This window comes from Modestobacter altitudinis, assembly GCF_005930475.1.
In the GTDB taxonomy this organism is placed as follows: Bacteria; Actinomycetota; Actinomycetes; order Mycobacteriales; family Geodermatophilaceae; genus Modestobacter; species Modestobacter altitudinis.
Genome location: NZ_SJEW01000019.1, coordinates 19,581 through 40,555 on the forward strand (window position 1 = coordinate 19,581; position 20,975 = coordinate 40,555).

General features: G+C 66.3%; 17 protein-coding genes, 1 tRNA gene and 1 pseudogene. 11 read left to right on the forward strand and 8 right to left on the reverse strand.

Annotated elements, in window-relative coordinates; translation table 11 throughout:
• Positions 1-78: 78 nt before the first annotated feature.
• Complete coding sequence (locus FHL79_RS09460; protein WP_138758360.1) at positions 79-513, forward strand: helix-turn-helix domain-containing protein; 435 nt, start codon at positions 79-81, stop codon at positions 511-513.
• 10 nt (positions 514-523) lie between these two features.
• Positions 524-946: a VOC family protein gene (locus tag FHL79_RS09465; protein ID WP_138758361.1), complete on the forward strand. Its 423-nt coding sequence runs from the start codon at positions 524-526 to the stop codon at positions 944-946.
• Between the two features lie 41 nt (positions 947-987).
• Here the strand turns inward: FHL79_RS09465 and FHL79_RS09470 are convergent, their stop codons facing one another.
• The gene (locus tag FHL79_RS09470; protein ID WP_138758362.1) at positions 988-1,707 is read right to left on the reverse strand and encodes a DedA family protein; all 720 of its coding nucleotides are present in this window, start codon (positions 1,705-1,707) and stop codon (positions 988-990) included.
• A 188-nt stretch (positions 1,708-1,895) separates the two neighbouring features.
• Between FHL79_RS09470 and FHL79_RS09475 the strand changes: the two genes are divergently transcribed.
• A tRNA-Ala gene (locus tag FHL79_RS09475) sits at positions 1,896-1,968 on the forward strand.
• Positions 1,969-2,060: 92 nt separating this feature from the next.
• Here the strand turns inward: FHL79_RS09475 and FHL79_RS09480 are convergent.
• Both FHL79_RS09480 and FHL79_RS09485 read right to left on the reverse strand, forming a co-directional pair.
• The gene (locus FHL79_RS09480) at positions 2,061-3,227 is read right to left on the reverse strand and encodes a tyrosine-type recombinase/integrase (RefSeq protein ID WP_138758363.1); all 1,167 of its coding nucleotides are present in this window, start codon (positions 3,225-3,227) and stop codon (positions 2,061-2,063) included.
• A gap of 82 nt (positions 3,228-3,309) precedes the next feature.
• The gene (locus FHL79_RS09485; RefSeq protein ID WP_138758364.1) at positions 3,310-3,618 is read right to left on the reverse strand and encodes a helix-turn-helix domain-containing protein; all 309 of its coding nucleotides are present in this window, start codon (positions 3,616-3,618) and stop codon (positions 3,310-3,312) included.
• A gap of 921 nt (positions 3,619-4,539) precedes the next feature.
• Between FHL79_RS09485 and FHL79_RS09495 the strand changes: the two genes are divergently transcribed.
• Positions 4,540-4,827, forward strand: coding sequence for a hypothetical protein (locus tag FHL79_RS09495; RefSeq protein ID WP_138758366.1), 288 nt, complete (start codon positions 4,540-4,542; stop codon positions 4,825-4,827).
• Positions 4,828-5,009: 182 nt separating this feature from the next.
• On the forward strand, positions 5,010-6,155 hold the full coding sequence (locus FHL79_RS09500; protein WP_138758367.1) for a DUF5677 domain-containing protein: 1,146 nt from the start codon (positions 5,010-5,012) through the stop codon (positions 6,153-6,155).
• Between the two features lie 10 nt (positions 6,156-6,165).
• Here the strand turns inward: FHL79_RS09500 and FHL79_RS09505 are convergent, their stop codons facing one another.
• Positions 6,166-7,245, reverse strand: a complete 1,080-nt coding sequence (locus tag FHL79_RS09505) for a hypothetical protein (protein WP_138758368.1) — start codon at positions 7,243-7,245, stop codon at positions 6,166-6,168.
• Between the two features lie 390 nt (positions 7,246-7,635).
• On the opposite strand from FHL79_RS09505, the gene FHL79_RS09510 reads away from it, so the two are divergent.
• The gene (locus FHL79_RS09510; RefSeq protein WP_171058093.1) at positions 7,636-8,523 is read left to right on the forward strand and encodes an excalibur calcium-binding domain-containing protein; all 888 of its coding nucleotides are present in this window, start codon (positions 7,636-7,638) and stop codon (positions 8,521-8,523) included.
• 422 nt (positions 8,524-8,945) lie between these two features.
• Here the strand turns inward: FHL79_RS09510 and FHL79_RS09515 are convergent, their stop codons facing one another.
• Complete coding sequence (locus tag FHL79_RS09515; protein WP_138758369.1) at positions 8,946-10,178, reverse strand: IS256 family transposase; 1,233 nt, start codon at positions 10,176-10,178, stop codon at positions 8,946-8,948.
• Positions 10,179-10,608: 430 nt separating this feature from the next.
• Between FHL79_RS09515 and FHL79_RS09525 the strand changes: the two genes are divergently transcribed.
• Positions 10,609-11,181 (forward strand): hypothetical protein, encoded by a 573-nt coding sequence (locus FHL79_RS09525; protein ID WP_138758370.1) that lies wholly within the window; start codon positions 10,609-10,611, stop codon positions 11,179-11,181.
• A gap of 136 nt (positions 11,182-11,317) precedes the next feature.
• Here the strand turns inward: FHL79_RS09525 and FHL79_RS09530 are convergent.
• A pseudogene (locus tag FHL79_RS09530) lies at positions 11,318-12,477 on the reverse strand (IS3 family transposase).
• A gap of 626 nt (positions 12,478-13,103) precedes the next feature.
• On the opposite strand from FHL79_RS09530, the gene FHL79_RS09535 reads away from it, so the two are divergent.
• The 3 genes from FHL79_RS09535 to FHL79_RS09545 all read left to right on the forward strand — a co-directional run bounded on the left by FHL79_RS09535 (position 13,104) and on the right by FHL79_RS09545 (position 15,429).
• On the forward strand, positions 13,104-13,295 hold the full coding sequence (locus FHL79_RS09535) for a hypothetical protein (protein WP_138758371.1): 192 nt from the start codon (positions 13,104-13,106) through the stop codon (positions 13,293-13,295).
• A 784-nt stretch (positions 13,296-14,079) separates the two neighbouring features.
• The gene (locus FHL79_RS26135; RefSeq protein WP_281283863.1) at positions 14,080-14,211 is read left to right on the forward strand and encodes a hypothetical protein; all 132 of its coding nucleotides are present in this window, start codon (positions 14,080-14,082) and stop codon (positions 14,209-14,211) included.
• 156 nt (positions 14,212-14,367) lie between these two features.
• A complete protein-coding gene (locus FHL79_RS09545; protein WP_138758372.1) occupies positions 14,368-15,429 on the forward strand; it encodes an Ltp family lipoprotein in 1,062 nt (353 codons plus the stop codon).
• A gap of 560 nt (positions 15,430-15,989) precedes the next feature.
• Here the strand turns inward: FHL79_RS09545 and FHL79_RS09550 are convergent.
• Positions 15,990-20,072: an NB-ARC domain-containing protein gene (locus tag FHL79_RS09550; RefSeq protein WP_138758373.1), complete on the reverse strand. Its 4,083-nt coding sequence runs from the start codon at positions 20,070-20,072 to the stop codon at positions 15,990-15,992.
• Between the two features lie 12 nt (positions 20,073-20,084).
• Positions 20,085-20,405 (reverse strand): trypco2 family protein, encoded by a 321-nt coding sequence (locus tag FHL79_RS26465; RefSeq protein ID WP_369333690.1) that lies wholly within the window; start codon positions 20,403-20,405, stop codon positions 20,085-20,087.
• 300 nt (positions 20,406-20,705) lie between these two features.
• Here FHL79_RS26465 and FHL79_RS26470 point away from each other — a divergent pair, with 300 nt between their 5' ends.
• Positions 20,706-20,924, forward strand: coding sequence for a dihydrofolate reductase family protein (locus FHL79_RS26470; RefSeq protein ID WP_218938402.1), 219 nt, complete (start codon positions 20,706-20,708; stop codon positions 20,922-20,924).
• Positions 20,925-20,975 lie beyond the last annotated feature (51 nt).

The following is a 20,975-nucleotide window of genomic DNA, read 5'->3' on the forward strand; positions in this document are numbered from 1 at the left end:
GACCGGGATCCGGACGTGGAGCGGTGGCCCGTCCCCGGATCGAGCGTCCCGGTGTCGGGTCCTTGCGATGATGGCGCGGTGAGCCGGGCGAGCGAGGACTCCAACCGGCGGATGCTCCGGGCCCGGGACGCGATGGACCGGGCCTATGCCGAGCCGCTCGACGTCTCGGCGCTGGCCCGGATCGCGCACGTGTCCGAGTCGCACTTCATCCGCACCTTCAAGACGACGTTCGGCGAGACGCCCAACCGCTACCTGCAGCGGCGCCGGGTCGAGCGGGCGATGTTCCTGCTGCGCACCAGCGACCAGCGCGTCACCGACATCTGCATGGCGGTCGGCTTCAGCAGCTTGGGCACCTTCAGCCGGGTGTTCGCCGAGGTCGTCGGGGAGCCCCCGAGCGCGTACCGGCGCCAGGGGCCGCTGCCGGCGGTGCCCAGCTGCTTCGGCATGCGGTGGCTGCGCCCCGGCTCGAACACCGCAGTTTCGGAGAAGTCCGGGGACCCGGCTGAGCCCTAGCGTTCCCGACATGTTGAACGCCATCACCATCTCGTCCCTGTACGTGCTCGATCAGGACGCCGCTCTCGACTTCTACGTGGGAAAGCTCGGCTTCGAGGTCAAGGTCGACCAGCAGTTCGGGCCGATGCGCTTCCTCACCGTCGCGCTGCCCAGCGACCCGGCCCGCTCGGTGCTGCTCGAGCTGCCCGCCCCGCCCTCGGTGAGCGCGGAGATCGCCGACCAGGTGCGCGACGTGGTCAGCAAGGGCGCCGCCGGCGGCAACCTCTTCTTCGTCTGCGACGACGCGCACAAGACCCACGCCGAGCTCAAGGAGCGCGGCGTCGACGTGCCGGAGGAGCCGGTCGTGCAGCCCTACGGCATCGACTTCGGCTTCCGCGACCCGTTCGGCAACTCGATCCGGGTCGCCCAGATGATCCCGCCGCCGTCCGCCTGACCTCCGTTCCGCCAGAGGCGTGCCTCTGGCGGAACGGACCATCAGGTGGCGGAGCGGTGCTGCAGCCAGGCCCGGACCCCCAGCGCGACGACCAGGACCGCGAGGACGACCGCGGTCGCCCAACCGACGCCGCCGACCACTTGAGCGCCCAGCGCGCGGGCGAGCAGCACGATCGTGGTCGCCCAGGCCGTGGCGCTGACGACGATGGCCGGCCCCGCCAGGCGCAGCGGCACCCCTGCCCCGCCGGCCACCCGCGGGGTGAGCGTGCGGGTGCCCGCGACCCAGTGCGCCGCCACGACGAGCAGGCCGGCGCCCAGCGGCCCCTGGGCGGCCAGCCACCGGCGGGCCAGCCGGACGACCGGGTCGACCCGGGCGCGCAGCCTCCCGTGCGTGGTGGGGGCGACGTCGCGCCGGCGGTGCCCCCGCGTCCAGCCGAGCAACGCGCCAGAGGCGCTGGCTGTCGCCGCCACGGCGATCGGCGGCGCGGCTCCGGTTCCCGCGGCACTGGACCACAGGCCCAGCAGGACCACTGTGGTCGTGCCGGGCAGCAGGACGCCGAGCACGACGCCCGTCTCCAGGAACAGCACTGCCGCGCCGATCCCGAGCACCACCGCGGCGGGCCAGCTGCCGAGGGTGTCGAGCAGCGTCGTCAGCACGGTGTCCTCCCGGGGCCGGCCGCCGCGGCCGGACGGCGGTGCCAGGACGCCGTCAAGGTACGTGACCACACCGACCAGGAACCCGTCGACAGCGGTCGCCGCCACCCGAGGCACGGCCGGGACGGGAGCTCCCTCGGGGCGTTGGTGGCAGATGCAGGGGTTGCACCGGCCACAGGACGAGGCGTTCGGCGCGGCCGGCTGAGAGCACGACACTCAGCGGGACCCCCCGTCGAGTGCCGGATCAGACGCTGTACTGTTCTCAACGGCTCGGACACACCAGACCGGGTCGGCAAGGGGCTGTGGCGCAGCTGGTAGCGCACCACACTGGCAGTGTGGGGGTCAGGGGTTCGAGTCCCCTCAGCTCCACCCCTTTGAGCAGGCCGTTCTCCGTTTCGGAGAGCGGCTTGACTCGTTTCTGGTGCCAGCGTGGTGGCCACTGGAGCCAAACCGGTGCCAGGTCAGTCCCACAACGCCCGGCCCATCCGGTCTGCGGCGTCCTTGCCGAGCGCGGGCATGACATGGCTGTAGGTGTCCGTGGTCGTGCGCATCTGCGAGTGGCCGAGGACCTCCATGACCACCCGGGGGTGGACGCCCTCGGACAGCAGCAGCGTCGCGGCCGTGTGCCGGCCGTCGTGCAGCCGGACGTCGCGGACGCCTGCTTCGTTCAGGAGCCGCTTCCAGGCGAGCCAGTCGGCCTTCCGCTCGATCGGCTTCCCGTTCGGCTGCGCGAAGACCAGGTCGTGGTCCTGCCAGAGCGAGCCGGCCCCGGCCCGCTCCGCGAGCTGGGCGGCGCGGTGGGCGCGCAGCGCCTCAACGAGCTGGCCGGGCAGCGCGAGGGTCCGCCGGCTGCGGTCGGCCTTGGGCTCCTCGTAGACGAGGCCCTGCTGAGCGACGCGGTGCAGGCCGCGTCGCACGGTCAGTGTTCCGTTGCCGAGGTCGACGTCGGACCAGCGAAGGCCGAGTGCTTCGGACTGCCGCAGGCCGACCGCCAATGCCACTGTCCACCGGGCGGCGTTGCGGTGCCGCTGCGCTGCCGCCATCACTGACTTGGCTTCGTCGGCGGTCAGCGGCAGCGCGGTCTGGGAACGTTTCACGGTGGGCGGGTCGACCAGCGTGGCGACGTTGCGAGCGATCTTGCCGCGCTGGGTGGCGACCCGGAGCCCCCGGGAGAGCACTCGGTGGGCACGCAGGATCGACGCGGGGCTGAGGCCGTTGTCCGCGAGTGCGGCGTAGAGCAGCTCTAGGTGTTCCGGCTGCAGGCGGTCGAGCCGGTGGTGCCCGACTCCAGGACGCAGGTGCAGCCGCACGGTGCTGCGGTAGCTCTCCAACGTCCTAGCTCGGACCTTCCGGGCCGCGATGTTGTCGAGCCAGTGGTCAAGCCACTCGCCGACGGTCGGCGCTCGACCGGCCGCCTCCACCAAGCCGGCGTCACGCTTCGACTCGAGCGCCCGCACCTTGGTGACGACGTCGGCGCGCTTGGCGCCGGAGACGTGGCGCCGGTCGCGGCGGCCGTTCTCCTTCTTGCCCATCGACACGAAGCCGTGCCACCGACCGTCGTCGTCCTGGTAGATCGAGGACTCACCGCTCGCCCGCGGTCGCCTGGTCGCTTCTCTCCGCCGTGTCATCGGTCGCTTCTCTCGCTCATCGTGTTCGACGGCGGCCGAGTGTCGTGGTGGGCTCCGACACCGGGTCGCCGGAATCCACAAGTCAGGGTCGGGTGGCGGGCTTGGGGACGACGTCGAACAGTTCGCCCTGATTCGTGCTGGTCCTCCGGCCCGTGCGCGACGTCGGAGGCGCCGGCCGCTCAGCCATGTCGAGGCGGTCGACGTACCGCTTGAGTTCGGCGCGGGACAACCGGCAGCTGCGGCCGATGTGGACCGCGTGCAGGTCACCGGACTTCATCAGCGCGTACACGGTGGTGCGGCCGACGCGGAGCACGGTGGCGGCTTCCTCTGGGGTCAGCAGCAGCGGCTCGTCGGCGAGAATGTCCCGCAGTCGTTGTGGCTGGTTGCCCATGCCGTCCCTCCGGTTCGCATCGGCGGCCGGGTGCCTGGGTTCCGACCGGTTCCGCTTGGAAGAGGCGTCACCAACGGCCGTCTGGTGACGGCGGACGCCGACGAACCGAGCCGCGGCGGACGCAGACGAACCGGGCCGGCCGGTGCTCGGCGGGGGAGAGGAGGTGGGGTGACCCCGTCGGGGGGGTGTCACCCCGGCGATGTGGCTACGTCACCCCAAGCGCAGCCGTCAGCGCAAACCGGTCGTTCGGCTCCGCACATAGGGCCGGCGGCCCACCGCATCCAGCACGGCGGTCAGGGCGGACTGAAGGCCGTCGAGGTCTCGGTCGTAGACCCGGCCGTCATCAACCTGTCGGGCCAGTTCATCGAGCAGTCGAGGCCAGTCGCGCCGAGTCGGGGGCATGGGCACCGGGACCTCCACCCGGCGCTCGATGACCTGGACTGCTGCGCGGCCGGATGTGGCCGCGCGGGCCTGCTCCCAGGCGCGTTGCCGGCAGGAGGCCGAACACCACTTGGGGATGCGTCCCCGCGCCCTGGGCTCAATCGCCGTCCCGCACCACCCGCACGTGGTCGCCGCACGCCTGCGCTCGTTGCCTTCCACCGGCGCTGGCGCGGTGCCCGAGCCAGTCACGGCAGCGACGGGCTGAGACGACTCGGTCGCTCCGGCCCGGCCGCGAGCCTGTGAGCGCCCCGCCTTGTGACGCCCTGACCGCTCAGCCATGCTGTCACCCTATTCATCACGACGGAACGGCGCGCCGGGGTGCATGAGGTGTGTCGGACGTCGAACGTGCTCCTGCGGGATATGCGCGCACGGGTTCCATGCCGACGGGTGGGGCTCGCGGAGGGAACGGCTCCGCGGCGGTCGGCCCCGGTCGAGGAGTCGCGCTGTTCGGTGGCCGGCCTCTGCGCCGGGTCGCTCGCGGTGACCGCACCTGAGTTCCAGGCGGCGTGGGCGACAACCCGCAAGGGGTTTCAGGCCGGCTACGGCGACGCCGCGCCGCTCACCTTCCGGTCGCTGGCCGTGGGGAAGCAGGCCGCCGTCCTTGGCGCCGCGGCGACCGTGCTCGCCCTCTCGGCCCGCGGGGTAGTCGCCGCTGAGCGGTGGGCCTTCGGGCACGGGCAGGCGACTGATGATCGGGTCGTGGCTGGTCGCGGCACCCTCACCCGACCCCGCGTGACCGCGCCCTGGCCCCAGGAGCACGGCGCCTGAACCTTGGTCGACCTGATCTGCACCGATGACGCGACGGATGCCGATGTCCGCACCTCAGATACAGAGCTGCATCCGCGCGTCGTCGCAGGCATGCTCGAGAGATGGTGGTCCCCGATTCACGGCTACGCCTCCGCCGATGGGAACTGCAGCTGCGCCGTCGATGGCTGCTCGGCGTCCGGAGCGTGGAGGAGGTCATCTGGGATCGGCGGATCGCCCTACGCTGTAGACGAATTCGCTACTACCAGATAGACGATGACCTAGAACTTGCGGACATCGGGCCCTTGACCCGCGACTACTTCCGCAGGCTTCATCAAGGTGTCGAGTCACAGGTCGCCGTCGAAGGTGAAGATGCGCGACATCGTATCGTTGCCGACTTGGTGGAGCGCGAGGGCGACAGTCTGAAGCCGCGCGCTACGAAGGTCACCACTGGTCTGCTCGCGGGTGCGGCTCATCTCGACCGATCCCTGAGCAGAGACAAGCGGATTCTCGCGGTCACCTTGCAGCAGGTTTGGGGAGAAGCTTTCCAGGCCTACGGCGCGGCCGCTTATGCGTCCTACGAGGTCGGGGCGGGCTGGGCGATAGACCCGCCAGGCCAGAGACCCGTTGTGTGGGACAGCCTCCTCGACCTACATGCGCGCGCCTGCCGAGTGGTGAGCGAGATCCAGACGTTGCAGCAGGCCGGCTTTCCGAGTGGGGCGGAGGCCCGCGCCCGTTCGCTGCATGAGCTGGCCGTGGTGGCCTCCGTGTTGCAGAAGTCCGATGCCGAGCTGACTGACCGGTATAGGGCTTATGAGGAAATCGAGCATTATAACGATGCCGTGCAGTACAACGAGAACTGCGAGGCGCTGGAGCAGGCGCCCATCCCTGCCAACGAGATGGCGGAGCTGAAAATGATGAGCGAGTCAGTGGCGAAGAAGTGGGAAGGCATTAGAGGATCCAACGGCTGGGCGCGCTCCATCCTGAAGAATCCCTCGTTCAACGATCTAGAGAAGTACGCTGACCTTGGCCACCTGTATCCCTTTTACCGACTTGGCAACCACTCGGTGCACGCTGGGCCTCGTGCCTCGACGCTGCAGCGGATCGAGATCGACGGCGTGCTGCACAGGAGTCCTGGGGCGACCGTGCACGCCGACTTCGCAGAGACCGCGCACGGTGCGTTAATCAGCCTCCAGCAGATCAACGCAGCCTTGCTGGGGGAGCGCGTGGGTGCAGGAGCCGACGTCGACTCGCTCGTCGCCATTATGGCGATAGCCGGTCTCATCGAGGTCGCCGGCGGTCGTTTGACGGCCGCTGCGCAGGCCGCAGCGGAGAAGGGGTGGGCGTACTGAGGAGAACTCCTCACCGTCGTCCTGGACGCCGCCACCGCAGCCGTGCCGGCCACCGAAGCCGGCGACGCCCCGGTTGTCGAGGTGCAGGGCGGCGTGACCGCTGACCCTCTGGACCCTCTGGACCCTCTGGCCGCTTGACCGGCCCCGCCACCCGGCGCGGAGCCGACTGCACGCCATGCCGGCTGGCCCGGCGTCCCAGCTCGGTGCGGACGCGGGCCGGGGTTTCAGGGTGCTTGCCTCCAGGTGCGATTTGCCTGAGTCTTTTCACGACTTGAAACCAGATCGACGCGGTCGGGTAGATCGTGAGGACGAAGAAGAGGAGCGTCAGGAGGAAAAATCCCCGTAGCGATTCGACGGTTTCGAGTCGATCGCCTGGCTGTCGCGTGATCCAGAACTGCGTGCCGACGAAGAGCCCCGAGGAGATGCAGAACAGCCCAGGTATCAACGACTTGCCGTAGTAGCTCCATAATCCGCGGCCTTGCCCGTCTGATGACCTCTCCTTTGACGTCTTGTCCGTCACCTCCTCCCGGGAGGCATGGGATTTCAGACCTTTCATCTCAGCGGCGAGTTCGAGCTCGAGGAGTACGGCCGGCGGCTCGACGCTCTCTCCGTCATAGAAGCGTTGCGCTATGCGGGCGCGCTCAGACAGCGTCCAGACGTAAGAACGGTAAATTTGTGGGAAGATCGCGAAGATGGCGCCCACCATAAGTATGGGGGTGGCAAATCCGTCGCCGGTGGTTGCGAGGAAGAAGTCGAAGACGCTCCACGGGGCGTCGCTAGCCAGGTAAGCCGCTCCGAGATACCCGAGCTGCCCGTAGAGCACTGCAATGATGAACCAGGCGAGCCACGGCCAGGCTGTTCGCCAACTGCCCGTCATCTGGCGTGCGATCAGGTCCGCAAGAGTGACGCGGTGAAGTTCGGAGACAGAGCGCCGCCGAGGATCATTCTCATTTAGTGCGGTCAATGATTCACGGAAGAGTTGCTCTCTTCTTCTCAACCTAGCGGCGCGCGTTACACCGAAGTAGAGGCCGAGTAGAGCTGTAACCGCCGCTAAAATGGCCGCGAAAGCACGAATTGTCTCAAGGAACACGGTCCCTCGCAGTTCTCTCTATGTCCGGGATGTGCGACCCGCCCTGTTGATCCAGGGCGCGGCCAGCCTAAGCTGCAATCCTGCAGCGCAGGCGAGCCGCTGCGAATCCTGGTCGTCCCTGGCCCGACAGGCTGCTGTTCTGCCCGGCTAGGTGGTCCAAACCTTCTGGATCGCCGGCTCGTAGGTGGAGCGGTAGCCACCGCGGCACACCTGGTCACCGAACTGAGCCGCAGTGGTCCCGCGAACCCCCGCTGTCACACCTGTAGGGCTTCGCGCGGTTCAGTACCGGAACTTTCTTCGGCGCCCGGCTAGTCTCCGCACACCTTCTATGACGCTGCGTAGCTACGCGGCTACTCGTAGTCCTGATCAGTGGCGAGCGGAGTACAACCAATGCCGAGGAATGTGCGGACCGGCTGGCGGCGAGTTCAGACTGCCTGCGTCGCTACAGCCGTTGCGCTGTTCCTGTCGCTGTTCGCTTCGCTGGCGTCGCCCGCTCAGGCAGCCACCTCCACGGCGTGGGGACTCCTAAGCAAGGTCGCGGTTGCGGCCGAGGTCGGCTCCTCGACCTACGATCGAGCCAGGTTCACGCACTGGACCGACGACAACCGCGACTGCCAGGACACCCGAGCCGAGGTCCTGGCCGCCGAATCGCGGGTGACCGTGCGGTACACGAGCGGAAGCCGGTGCGCGGTGCTGTCCGGGCGCTGGATCAGCCCCTACGACGGCCGCACCTGGACGCTGGCCAGCGATGTCGACATCGACCACCGCGTCGCGCTCAAGGAGACCTGGGAGTCTGGCGCCCGCAGCTGGACCACGACCGACCGGAAGCGCTACGCCAACGATCTCGGCTTCAGCGGCACGCTCGAGGCGGTGACCGACGACGTCAACAGCGCCAAGGGGGACCGCGACCCCGCCCAGTGGCTTCCGTCTCTGGCTTCCAACCGCTGCAACTACGCGATCCTGTGGCTGGAGGTGAAGTACCGCTGGCGGCTGACGATGGACACCGCGGAGCGCAACAAGCTCAGCAGCATCCTCACCGGCTCGTGCGGGGCCAAGACGGTCAATCTTCCGGCCCGGGCCCGAGCCGCAACGGCAACCGCGCCGGCGCCTGCACCCGCGCCGGCGCCTGCACCCGCGCCGGCGCCTGCACCCGCGCCGCCCGTCTACTACGCCAACTGCACCGACGCTCGCGCCGCCGGTGCCGCGCCCCTGCACCGTGGCGACCCCGGCTACCGCTCGGCGATGGACCGGGACGGCGACGGGACTGCCTGCGAGTAGCGGCAGCAGCCTGACGCCTGGAGATCGACGCTGACCCCAAGCACGGAGCACAAGCTCACGAGCAGCTACCCGTCCGGCAACGCCTGGACAGCGACGGGTGTGAAGATCACTGGCAGCTACAGCAGCAACTCCGGCTGGCGCTTCACCACCTGGTCTTAAAGTCTCAGGGGCTACGCCGTCTGCGCCCGCTGATCTCCAGCGGACAGGTCCGGCCTCGTCTCGGCGTGCTCACCGAGGCGGGGCCGTTCTCTTCGTCTGGTGGACGAGGGACCTACGGGCTCGCCGCCGGTGAAGTGCAAGAACTTGTGCAGTTACCTTGCTTTCGGGCTGCGGGTGCCGTTGCCGGACGTGGTCGCCATGCAGGGTGACGTCCCGCTGTGTGGTGGATGTAGTCCTCACCGTGTTGGTCAGCGGTGTGGTGACTATGACGCGATCAGGGCCGGCTGCGCCACCTCCTTGGTTGAGGTCTCGGTCCGGTGGAGCGGGGTCATGGAGCCTTCGGAGAGGTAGCGGCGGTCGGAGACCTGCCATTCGTCGTGGGCCTCGACCAGCACCGCGCCGGCCAGCCGGAGCAGCGCGGCGGGGTTGGGGAAGACGCCGACGACGCCGGTGCGGCGCTTGATCTCCTTGTTCAGCCGTTCCAGCGGGTTGGTCGACCAGATCTTCTTCCAGTGGCTGACCGGGAACGCGGTGAAGGCCAGCGGTTCCTCGACTGCCTCGCGCAGCATGGCCTCGACGGTCGGGAACTGGCGGCCGAGCATGCCGGCGATGACGTCGAGCTGGGAGTGCACGTGTTCGGCGTCGGGCTGGGCGAAGATCGTGCGGATCGCGGCGGCGACCATCTCGGCGTTGCCCTTCGGCACCCGGGCGAGCACGTTGCGCATGAAGTGCACCCGGCAGCGCTGCCAACTGGCTCCGATCATCACCGCGCCGATGGCGGCTTTCAGCCCGGTGTGGGCATCGGAGATGACCAGCTGGGTGCCGGCCAGGCCGCGGGCCTTCAACGACCGCAGGAACGCGGTCCAGAACGCGCCGTCCTCGGAGTCGCCGACGGCGAACCCGAGCACCTCCCGGTGCCCGTCAGCGGCAACCCCGGTGGCGATGACGACCGCCTGGGAGACCACCCGCCGGTCGACCCGCGCCTTGCAGTAGGTGGCGTCCAGGAACACGTAGGGGAACGCCTGCTCGGCCAGCGAGCGGTCGGCGAACGCGCCGACTTCGGCGTCCAGATCGGCGCAGATCCGGGAGACCTCGGACTTGGAGATGCCGGTATCGGCGCCCAGCGCCCGCACCAGGTCATCGACCTTGCGGGTGCTCACCCCGTGCAGGTAGGCCTCCATCACCACCGCGAACAGGGCCTGGTCGATCCGCCGGCGCCGTTCCAGCAGCGAGGGGAAGAACGACCCGGCCCGCAGCTTGGGGATCCGCAGCTCCAGATCACCGGCCGTCGTGGTGAGCGTTCTGGGTCGGGAGCCGTTGCGCTGGGCGGTACGGGCATCGGTGCGTTCGTGCGGGCCGGCGCCGATCACGGCGGTGAGCTCGGCCTCGATCAACGCTTGGTAGATCGTGGTGGCCGCCGACCGGATCCGGTCATCGACGTCGGCGGCCTTCAGTGCCTCCAGCACCTCGAGCAGGGCAGACTGGTCCAGGGCCATCGTGTGTTGTGTCCTTCCGCGAGAACCATTGGCGTGGTCTCGCTGACCTTCACACGATGGCCCCTCTACGTGATCACTCACGCGAGTGGGGACCTGGACTTACACCACCAGCAGGGACGTCACCGCCATGCAGACCCGGCAGCCCAACCTGAAGGGTGCCGGGGAGATCCGCTGCGCCGGCTGGTGAAGGAGGCGCTGCGGATGCGGCCCTCGCGGCTGGTGGTGGACGAGGTCCGGCAGGAGGGGTGCCTGGACCTGACGCAATCGGGCTGACCAACAACCAGCTCCGCCCGACGATCACCCTTTTAGGGGAACTAGAACGCGATCGACCGCACCGTCGGTCAGTATCGGGCTAAATGCCCTATGGAGCGGTGCGAGCCCAAGCAAGCAGCCCGAGCTACGCCAAGAATGGGACAAGTTCATGCGTCGGATGATCGTCATCACCGCAGCGGCGCTGATGCTGGCCAGCTGCGGTGGCGAGGGTGCCGTGGTAGCTTCCCCGACCCTGCCGCCGACCACCGACGCCTCGGCGCCGACCACCTCAGCGAGCGATGACCCGCCCACCAGCGAGCGCGGCAACCTCGTCAAGACGTTGGGTCAGGAGGGAGGCGTCTTCAACCCCGACGAGTCCGAGCTGGTGTTCACCTTTGCGCTCGACGCTGCGCGAGCCGACCCCACATGTGACAGCGGGTTCGCCTCACCTCCGGCGAACGGGCACTACCTCGCGCTCGACCTCCGGTATGCCACGTCGCCGAACCTGCCAGAGGACTACTTCATCTACTGGGCCGCGCGCGATTTCCGCTTCATCGGCGCGGACGGCGTGACGGTGACCAACGTGGAGGGGCAGGGCTTCTCATGCTCCATCAGCCAGATTGGTCAGGAACTTCTGCAGCCGGGTAGTCAGTACCGCGGAACGCTCATTCTCGATGTGCCGGAGACCCACGGAATCCTGATCTACGCCCCGGCGTGGGGCAACAAGGTCGGGTGGGAGTGGGCACTTTAGAGGTTCGGCGCTGCTAAGTCAGAAGCGCACAGTTCGGGGGAGGCTTGTGTTCCGCGACGCTCGCCTAGACCACGTCATCGTCCGGGACCGGCGCACGGGATTGCTGCGGGTTCAGTTGATACGGGGTGAGTGGTGATCATGCCGCGATAGCGGCGTGTTGGTCGGTGAAGGCGAGTTCGTTCTCGACGGGGGTGAGCTTGCCGAGGGCGCGCTGGCGCCGGCGGCGATTGTAGGTGTGCTCGGTCCAGAACACCATCGCGGCGTGGAGCTCGTCGCGGGTGCGCCAGCGGCGGCGGTCGAGGACGTTCTTCTGCAGCAGCGCCTGACAGGACTCCATGGCGGCGTTGTCGCCGGCGGAGGCGACGCGGCCCATCGATCCCTGCAGGCCTGCGGCGGTCAGAACGGCGCGGAAGGATCTCGCTCGGAACTGGGATCCGCGATCGCTGTGGACTACCACCACGCCCGTCGGTTGGCGCAGGGCCACGGCCGTGCGTAGCGCGGTGACGGCCAATTGGGCGGTCATCCGTTCATCGATCGCGTAGCCGACGATGCGGTTGCTGAACAGGTCCTTGATCGCGCAGCACTAGAGCTTGCCTTCCGCGGTGGGGTGCTCGGTGATGTCGGTCAACCGACCCGGTCGGGGGCGGGCGCGGTGAAGTTCCGTTGCACGTGGTCGTCGTGCACCGCCGGGCCAGGGCTTTGCCCGCACCTCGACGCCCCTTGCGGACCGTGGTCGACCACAGCTTCTGCTCCGAGTACAATCGCCAGATGCGCCGCTCACCGGCGACCAGCCCGGCACCGGCGACTTCGTCGGCGAGGAACCGGTAGCCGAACTCGGGGTCATCGCCGTGAGCGTCGATGAGTGCGTTGGTGCGGTAGGCGTCCTCGAGGTCGCGCTGGCTGACCAGAGCCGATAGCCAGGCGTAGTAGGCCTGATGCGAGTGGCCCAGCACCCCGCAGGTCAGCCGCACCGGGGATGCCCTGGGCGGCCAATTCACGGACCAGCGGGTAGCTCATTTTGGGAGGCTGCCGGCGGCGAAGTAGGCCGCGGCGCGGCGCAGATCTCGTTCTCCATCTCCAGCCGCCGCTTCTGGCGGCGCAGCTGCACGAGCTCGTTCTGCTCGGCACTGGTCTGGCCCTCAACGACACCGTCGTCGATGTCGGCCTGGCGCACCCAGCGGCGCACCGACTCCACCGAGATGTCGAAGTCGTGGCGACCTCGGCGTGGGTCAGCTCGCCCCGGCGGGCGACCCGGACCACGTCACGCTTGAACTCGGGCGGGAACTTCTTCGGCACAGCGACATCCGCCCCGCGGGACCTCGTCCCGCAGAAGCGGTGTCAACCCAACCGAGCAGTCCCGAACGGTACAGACCCACCTGTTGGGAGCACGCGCTGTTTCGCGCAGTCCCGCAGGCTGACCGTGACCAATGTCGAGTTGGCACCGTTGGACTGGGCGTTCGAAGTGGACGCCCTGCCCAGCTGAGTCCTGGACAGGGCGCCACTAGGTATCGGCAGTGCCGGTTGGTTGGGTTCCCGGGCATCGGTGCCCTACAGGACGACGGCGGCCCAGGGCTCACCGTCAGAACGTCAGCGGAGAGCGCGTGTCAAACCCGTCACAGGTGGGACCAATCGGCACCGTTGTGGTGGTCGGGACCAAACACGCGACGGCGGAGCGACTTTCCCGTCCACTTGTCGAGAGCGCGAGGTAGCTTTCGGGGGCGCTCGGCCAGCGCTGCGCCCGCCTCGCCGTCGTGATGACGGTGGCCCAGTCCCCTCATCCGGTCTAGGCAGTGGCAATAACCGACGGTATCCCAAGTCGACCCGAACGCTCTTGCCTAACGAAAAAAATCGAAGGAATTGACTTGCACACTAAAATCAATCGCACCCTGGCAACCATCGCCCTACTCCTAGGCATCGTGCTCATGGCCGCCGTCCTCTACATCGCGCTCGCCACATACCAGAAGGCCAATGCGCTAGGAGATGCGCTCGGCGACCTTGGCGGAGACAGCACCTCAGAGGTAGTACCCACGCAGCCAGACGTCGTGCAGCCGAGCGACCCTAGCTACGAGCCCTACTGCTACGAGACGGAGCTGGGCGAGCAGATCTGCGAGTAGCGGCAGGCGGCCACGCTGCAGCGAGTAAGGACGAAGCCCCGCCATGCTGCTTAGCGCAGTAGGCGGGGCTCGTTCTTGTATGCAGGCCGGGAGCACTTGACGCTTGCGGTGCCGATTGTCCTCCCGGTGCTGTCAGGGCCGAAAGCCTCGGACGGTCAGGCTGGGTGCGTCCGGGCACGCCGAGCACGTGTTGCTGCGGGGAGTCGCTGTCATGTTCTGGCGGCCGAGGTGACGAACCAGCACGGCGGCGCGGAAGGTCAACCCAACCCGGCGCCGTCCTCGCAGGGAAGCCGCTTGGGGTGGCCGCGGCATGGGCCGCAAACACTCTTTAAGTACCCAATATGGCCGTCAATCGCAATCAATGGTTGCTATACTCATTAGTAACATGGGCCTTGAGCTGCGCTCATACTGCGGAATCAACGCGAGCAAACGCATCAAGATCAATTCGCAGGGTCATTGAGACGCACTACGGCACCGCTAGTTTCGGCGCGGCGGGGACCTCGACGACGAGAACCCCGACGACGAGAACCCGGAACCGGCCAGCCGGAGCTGGTAGGTCTGAGCACTCGCGCCTAGCAGCCCGGTCGGGTCGTCACTGCGCCCGGCGAGTCTTGCGATTGACAGCAGCTCGGGCGACTTCGCGCGCCACGGGCAGCGCCAAGCGGCTCGTGGCGAGCCCGGCACGGCACAGCCGGTCGGTCACGAGGTCTAGGAGGTGCTCGTTCAGCAGCTGCGTCGAGATGGCGCTGCGTGAACCGACGGACCTGCCCCGTTGCCCGTACCCATGCGCGAATCGTGGCGGCGTCCGGGCCTCCACCGGATCCACGCCGCCCACCTCACCGACGAGGCCGTCCCGCACCGCGACCCGGCCGTCTTCGGCACCCCGCCCCCGGACGCCCACCTCGTCCGCCATTAGCAGCCGGGGAACCGCCTCATTCGGCGTTCCGGTCGACGATGGGTGAACGAGACGCCCTGCGCCGCCGCGGTCATCCGGGTGCAGGTCTCGCGTGACTGCCTCGGCGTCGGCAGAGCGCCAATGCATTCGTGTCGGAGCGGTCGGTCAAGATGAGGTGTGACCGGCCCCCGACGACGTCATCCCTCGGCGCTCATCTCCTGGGCGCATGTCGACCCAGGTTGGTCACCCGACCAGATCGGTGCTCGCAGGGACGCGGTCTTCGAGTTGGCAACCGCACTTCGACGCAATGGAGTTGACGTCGACGTGGACCTGTACCACCTCAGCGCCTCTGTCGACTGGACGCGCTGGGGCCCAGGCCGCATCGCTGAGTGTGACTTCGTGCTTGTCGTGGTGTCCGAGAGCTGGCGTCTGGCGTGGGAGGGGCGTGGCGATCCGACTAAGGGCGCCGGTGCGGCGGCTGAAGCTGATGCGCTCCGCAGCCTCTACGCCGTGAACCGCGACGTCTTCCGGGACAAGGTGCGGCTCGTGCTCTTGCCTGGGGCCAACAGCAAGGACATCCCTTCCGGGCTGCACGGAGTTGCGCGCTTCGAGGTGGGAACCATTGATGATGCTGGCTTGTCGGACCTGCTGAGGAACCTCACCGAGCAGCCGGAATTCATCAGAGGAGAGCTGGGCGATCTGCCGGAGCTCCCGCCGCGCTCATCGGCGTCTGCCCAGGCGCGGTCCGCGCCCGTCACGGCTGGCCCAGCCGCCACCGTCGAGACCGATGCAGCTCCGGGACCGGAAGTCACCCTTGGACAGCGCAACGCGTTGGCGAAGGGGCTCGACTACCTACGGCACATCGCCTTCTCCAGGAAGGGCCTGGCCAACCAGCTCGTCTCCGAGGGCTTCTCTGTGGACGATTCGGAGTTCGCCGTCGCCGCCGTAGGCGTGGCGTGGGGCGAGCAGGCTGCGAAGAAGGCCAGCGACTACCTGTCGCACTTGGCGCTCTCCAGACGAGGCCTCGTTGACCAGCTCGTCTCCGAAGGCTTCACTCAGGGTGAGTCGGAGCTTGCCGTCGCCAACGTGGACGCGGACTGGGATGAGCAGGCGGCGAAGAAGGCCAGCGAGTACCTGTCGTTCAACTCCTTCTCCCAGTCCGGGCTGACTCGCCAGCTCGCTTTCGACGGCTTCACCCAGAGCGAAGCCGAAGCCGCAGCCGCCAAGGCCTTCGGATGACAAGCGACGACGCGTCCGCCGGCGGCCCGCTCGCGGTCTAGTACGGCATTCGCCGCCGATCCTGCCGTGAATCGGTGCGGAGAGTGATCGTTACCGGGGCAGTTATTTCAGGAGATCCTCCGCGTTCGCAGCGATCCAGTGCTCGGCGCGAGGCGTCCGGTCCTTGGCTCTTTCCTTCCACCAGCAGCGGAAAGCCGGCCCCCCAGGCGGTCCAGCCGCGCGCATGGTCAGCGAGGCGTCCGCAGTTTGGCGCAACGCGACGCTCACCCCCTGCCCGCGCAGGTCTGCGTCCATCCACTTAAGGATCCGCGAAGAGGGCACCCGGGGAGCGCGGCGTTTCGGGAGACGGGCGCGCGATCGAGCGATTAATTGTCCCGATCAGGCATCGTTTACTCATCGAAAATGGGCTGACACAAGCCCATGTCACCAACGTGGGTCAACGTCGAATCTGCTGGTCAACGCACTGTTCCATCAACGGCCAACGGTGATCAACTGGGTCAAGATCAAATCGCAGGATTTGTGAGTTCGCGTTAGCGCACACGTAGCGGTGACGATTGATTTTAGCGGATGGCGCGGGCGATCTCGGTTGCCACGGCCCTCGCTTGCTCGGGATGTGCGCGTCCAAGACCCACCGCTAGTTCAGCCAGAATGCAAAGAACGTTCTCTGGGTCACCGCCTGGCAGCGCGTCGAGGAGGTCGGGCAAGACCGAGTCAAGTGACATGCCGTTAGCTGCAGCGATGCCAGCGATGTTTGCGAGCAGCGGCGCGCGCCGGTCATCAGTAATCGGCTTAGTCAACCCAATGGCACGTCCCGGGTCATGGTCGGCTACTTGGTATATGAACCGTTCCAGCGCTCCCCAACTCACTGTCCCGTAGGACATTTTGCGCAAGACGATCTGTGCACCCTCCTCATCGAACTTTCGGATGGTTTCGAAGAGTAGGTCCAAGGCCAGGTCTACAGCATGATTCGCACCGCCTCGAGTCGCCCGCGCCACTACAATTGCCTCGTCGAGCACTTGTCGAGCTCGCTGATCGTCTAGCTCTAACCATCCTAGGCGCGATAAACCGAGTGCCTGACTTCTCAACACCGTGTCCGCCAGGCCGAGGGCCGTCGTGTAGGCCGATTCGGCCAGCCTACGCGCGTACTTTGGGTCTTCTTGCGCTATGCCGCGAGCGAGCCGGGCGAACGCGGCAGTCCTTTCCCCGTGGTTCGGCATGGTTTGCACCATGCGCTCGAGATGGCTTGCCACACCGGCGGCGCCGGAGGCTGCAGGGGCGCCCGGCCATGGCGGGAATATTGAATCCACAGGGGCAGTGTGCGCGGCACTACGTACAGCCTCGTCCAGGCCCGCCCAGGCGTCCGCCGCTTGGATGACCATCCGTTCTTGAAGTCTGGGGTCCAAATCACCTGCGTAAGCTGCCACGCGCAAGCTGGTCAACACTCGCGCCAAAGGTTCATGTTGGGCAGTTGCTGACTTGGCAGACTCTTGAAGGATCATGAGTGCGCGCGCAGGGTCGATACTTTGCAACCGCCCGACGTTTCTGAGGCTCTCATGGAACCTCGAGATATCCCCGACAGGATAGGAGGGTTCGGCCAGTGCATTCCGTGTCCCAGTAAGGACTTGCAATTGAGTTTCGATAGCGCCGAGCGCGGTCTCTCGGGTGTACTCGGTCGCCAACTCCGTCGCCTGTCGGCGAGCCTCCACCGCGTCTACGATGGCGACAGCCTGAAGGATTCGATCCGCATTGATTGAACTGAGTCGCACGGGCCCTCCGATCGGTGCCTGAACCGCCTCCACGGCAAGTCGGCGCGCCTCGAGCGGCTGCGTCCAGGAGAGAAGAATAGCGAGGTCGGCGAGCCGAGCGCTCCGCCTTTTAACATCTGGCATCTGTCGCGCAAGAAGGATTTGCTCCGTGAGGATCTCGTACGGCAAGGACTGGACAGCGGATTCATCGCCCGGCTCCCTGCCATCGTCGAGCTGTGTTATTGCCGCCGTGACTCGCTCCTCGGCTCTATGCCGCCAGGCGACCGATTCAATCCGCTGCATAACACGGCGCGCCCGCTCCTCCGAGTGTGGCGCGAGCAGCACCGCAACCTCAACTAGCGATTGGTCCTCGAACCAGGCTCCCAACGCTGCCTTTGGCCTCGCCTCCATAATTTGAACGGCTCTGTCGAGCAACGTATCGGCACGAGCGTCATTCGCGGCCGCAAAGAAGCCTCCCGCAACCGCCAACGCTTCCGCCTGGTCGTCTGGCTCGGCAATATCGTCAATCAGCCTCAGGAATTCTTCTCGGTCGCACCGAGCGGCGAGCGTGGACAGGTGCTTTAAAGCGTTTGAGCGTTCTATCGGACTGGTTATCGACTCGGTGACCTCCAGCCCGTCCTTCAGCGAGCGATGCATGAGTGGTTGTTGTCCGGCGGAGTTGGCCGCGTGACCCAATCGAGCCAATAAAATTGCCCGCAACTCTGGATCTGCGACGTTGGAGATGCCCTGGAACGCGTGATCTAATAACGATGGCGTAAGCTGGCCAGCGGAGTGCAAGAATCTCAAGACTGCGTCAAGCCCGTCCAGTGTATCTGCATGTCGCTGCAGGGCGAGGTCGAGAGCGCGGACCGGCCGATCGAGGACCGCCATTGCTCCTAGCGCCTCAGGCGCGACTTGTCTCAACGCATCTTCGATGCTCGCCGCAACCACAGCCGCCCGGGAAGCCAAACTCAGAGCTCGAATGGATTCGCTGCTGGTGGCCCAGCTGGCGTGCAGCAGTTTTCGGCTCGCGGGATGAAGCCAGGCAAGATAGGTGGAGTCGCTTCCGACTTGGGCGAAGGCTGCCCTCCATTTCGGTGTAAGGAGCCTCTCGACCTGATCAAGGTCATAACTCAGTGCCACGTGATAGAGCGCAAGGCCGCTTGTGTCCTCAGTCAAGCCGTCTGGTTCACCAATCCCCGCAAGAAAGCGCTTGTGTAAAGGCCGAAGGAGTACGTCGTCGGGTTCGCCATGTCGCTGGTGGAGCCATGCGAGGACAACGTCATGAACGGCGATGCCGTCCGTACGGTCAGCCGTGGCCGGAGAGAGCGTTACGAGACCAACGCGGTCAAGTGCGCGCGCCACCTGTCTCGCCTTGATTGGGGACAACTGCCAGAGGATGGCTAAGGCTGTGGTCGGGATGTAGGTGACGCTTTGGTATACGGCTAGTGCAGTGAAGCACTCGGGTTCGAGCCGCGAACCGGTTCGGGCCAAGTGGCTTAGACTGTGCATCAACAGGGCGTTGAGCGAGCCGTCGCCGCTGGGGTCATCGAGCACAGTTGGGTCGGCCGCGAACTCCTCGCGAAGTTCGGTCAACCGTTGAGTCGCGGTTCGGGGGTCCGTTGCAGTGTCGGCCAGTAGGCGGCCGGCTAGGTCGAGCAGGACTGGCCAATGTCCTAGCGCTGACGTGACGCTATCAATGTCAATAGTGAGATGGAGTGGCCCATGCCGTTCCTTATAGGCCGCCAGCAGCAGGTCTTGAGCGGCAGGCGGATCTACGGCGCCGATTCGCAGAGTATCGCCCGTCGAGAGACCCCTGGTTGTGATAAGCACGCTGGTTCGGTCGGACAGCGTGTTGACGACCGCAGCTAGTACAGCGGTATCCCATACGTCATCGAGGACTATCAGCGTGCTGGTGACCGGTGCGCCACCGAGAGCGTCGACAAGATCGTCCGCGACGCGCTCCGGCACCGCGTCTGGTCCGACGGACCGCCAAAAGATGCCTCCTGGGAATTGGCCGATAACACGCGGGTCGTGCGCCACCATTTGAGCGATCGTCGTCTTGCCCATTCCGGGCAATCCGGTCAGCGTGAGGATGCGCTTGTGGGTATCAAACCTTGCTACAACTGCGTCGACTTCGCGCTGGCGGGCGGTGATGCGTTGCCACGGTGGCGGTGGGGGTGCTAGGCGACTTCTCGACCGGTTCTGCGGATTGACCTCTAGTAAGTCAGAAAGCGCAGTTATGCCAATCTGGTGCAGAAATACATCGCGCAGTTCAGCCGGCGCGTTCCCAACTGCGGTCAGGGGTTGCACAATCAGAGAGCCCAGTCCTTCCGCGGGCCGATGTTCGATCACTACACCGATTAGTCGGCTTGAGGCGATAAGGCCTGCGCCTGACAGCCCCTTCCATGGCCCATCGGTACCCGGCGCGCGGTCTGGCTCTCCGGCAAGTAGCTTCACTACCAGGGTCCCTTCGGGCCTGTTTTCAGCCGTCGGAATAAATCCGACCGGTTGGGCCGGTGTCCCCTGTGGAAGCGACCTGTCCTTGTCTTGCTTGAAATCCGGATATCCCACTGCCATGGCATCTGTAACTACCTCGATGCGATTCCTATCAAGCCGGCCGAGGGGTGCCGGTGAAAGGTCGGGCGCTAGGTTCTCCGCGATGAGAAGCGCTAAGTCTAGGCGCTCGTCCCACACGGCGATCTTCGAAACGTCATACTCGAAACCCTCGATATCTCGTACGACGGTACGACTTCCGGGATTATCGGGTGCGTCTATTGTGTGAGCGGCCGTCAGGACGACACCTGGGCGAATAATGAAGCCTGAGCCGCATTCGTAGCGCGGTTGGGCGTTTTCCCCGCGGTCGTGGATGACCTCGACGGCGCGTGCAACTTCCATGGTGTATCGGGGTCAGTCGCGCTTTTTGCCCGTCAGGGGATTGACGTTTGTCCCTCTCGAGATTTTGACGGGTCGGCCGTCGCGAAGCGCTGGGCGCAAACTTAGGGAGACCGACTGTACGGACTCGGTCGCGTAGCTGGTACTCCCACCAAGTTCTATGACCCAGAACTTCAGCCCTGCCTTTCCTTCGCCACTTCGGGTAACGCCGACTTGAAACTGCATCTCGACTGATATGGCGTCAAACAGGATTTCCTCATCCTGCGCTACTGTCATGGCCTCCTCAAGCTCCTGTCGGAGGGCTGCGATAGCCTGAGTCAAGCCAATTTCTGCCATGTGACGCCTCCTCGGCAACGCCTGGCGGCCAGTGCTTTGGGGGCGTTGAAGCGCGCAGTGGATGCCATGATGGCATCTGCTGCTGCTCTATCACCCCTTCGGCCCCACACTTGCAGGGCTCGACGGGCACGCCGCGCTTAGTGTGCCATGCAGCTTAGAGTCGTACGCTGTCGTCGCCAAGGTCTAAATTGACCTGGATGTCCGGAGCCGCGAGCCCTTGGGCGGGTCCGGGGTAGACGCGCGTGTTGCCGGCTTGTTTGACACCCCCAGACGACCTGAGAAGGGACAGATGGCTAGGAGGTGCATTGGACGTGTCGCGAGTCCCATCGCCGCCGGCGGACTGATCGAAGCGATCACGCGGCTCAAGCAGGAGTCTTCCGACGGATACCTGCTAGCCCAAGGGGGACGCGGTTCGCCCGATCGCTGATCGAGACTGGCCTGATAGACGAGTACCGCCTCGTGATCCACCCAGTGGTCTTGGGTGGGCGAACGGATCTTCTTCGCATCGCTCACCATTGAGACGATGAGCACCACCGTCTTCGGCGGCGGAGCGGTAGCTCACGTCTTCGC

What these genes read in the sequence shown, in the direction of transcription:
- FHL79_RS09465 (WP_138758361.1), top strand. Translation starts at nt 524, where the DNA reads ATGTTGAACGCCATCACCATCTCGTCCCTGTACGTGCTCGATCAGGAC.
- FHL79_RS09480 (WP_138758363.1), bottom strand. Translation starts at nt 3,227, where the DNA reads ATGACACGGCGGAGAGAAGCGACCAGGCGACCGCGGGCGAGCGGTGAG.
- FHL79_RS09485 (WP_138758364.1), bottom strand. Translation starts at nt 3,618, where the DNA reads ATGGGCAACCAGCCACAACGACTGCGGGACATTCTCGCCGACGAGCCG.
- FHL79_RS09510 (WP_171058093.1), top strand. Translation starts at nt 7,636, where the DNA reads ATGCCGAGGAATGTGCGGACCGGCTGGCGGCGAGTTCAGACTGCCTGC.
- FHL79_RS09515 (WP_138758369.1), bottom strand. Translation starts at nt 10,178, where the DNA reads ATGGCCCTGGACCAGTCTGCCCTGCTCGAGGTGCTGGAGGCACTGAAG.
- FHL79_RS09525 (WP_138758370.1), top strand. Translation starts at nt 10,609, where the DNA reads ATGATCGTCATCACCGCAGCGGCGCTGATGCTGGCCAGCTGCGGTGGC.
- FHL79_RS09535 (WP_138758371.1), top strand. Translation starts at nt 13,104, where the DNA reads ATGGCCGCCGTCCTCTACATCGCGCTCGCCACATACCAGAAGGCCAAT.
- FHL79_RS26135 (WP_281283863.1), top strand. Translation starts at nt 14,080, where the DNA reads ATGCGCGAATCGTGGCGGCGTCCGGGCCTCCACCGGATCCACGCCGCC.
- FHL79_RS09550 (WP_138758373.1), bottom strand. Translation starts at nt 20,072, where the DNA reads ATGGAAGTTGCACGCGCCGTCGAGGTCATCCACGACCGCGGGGAAAAC.
- FHL79_RS26465 (WP_369333690.1), bottom strand. Translation starts at nt 20,405, where the DNA reads ATGGCAGAAATTGGCTTGACTCAGGCTATCGCAGCCCTCCGACAGGAG.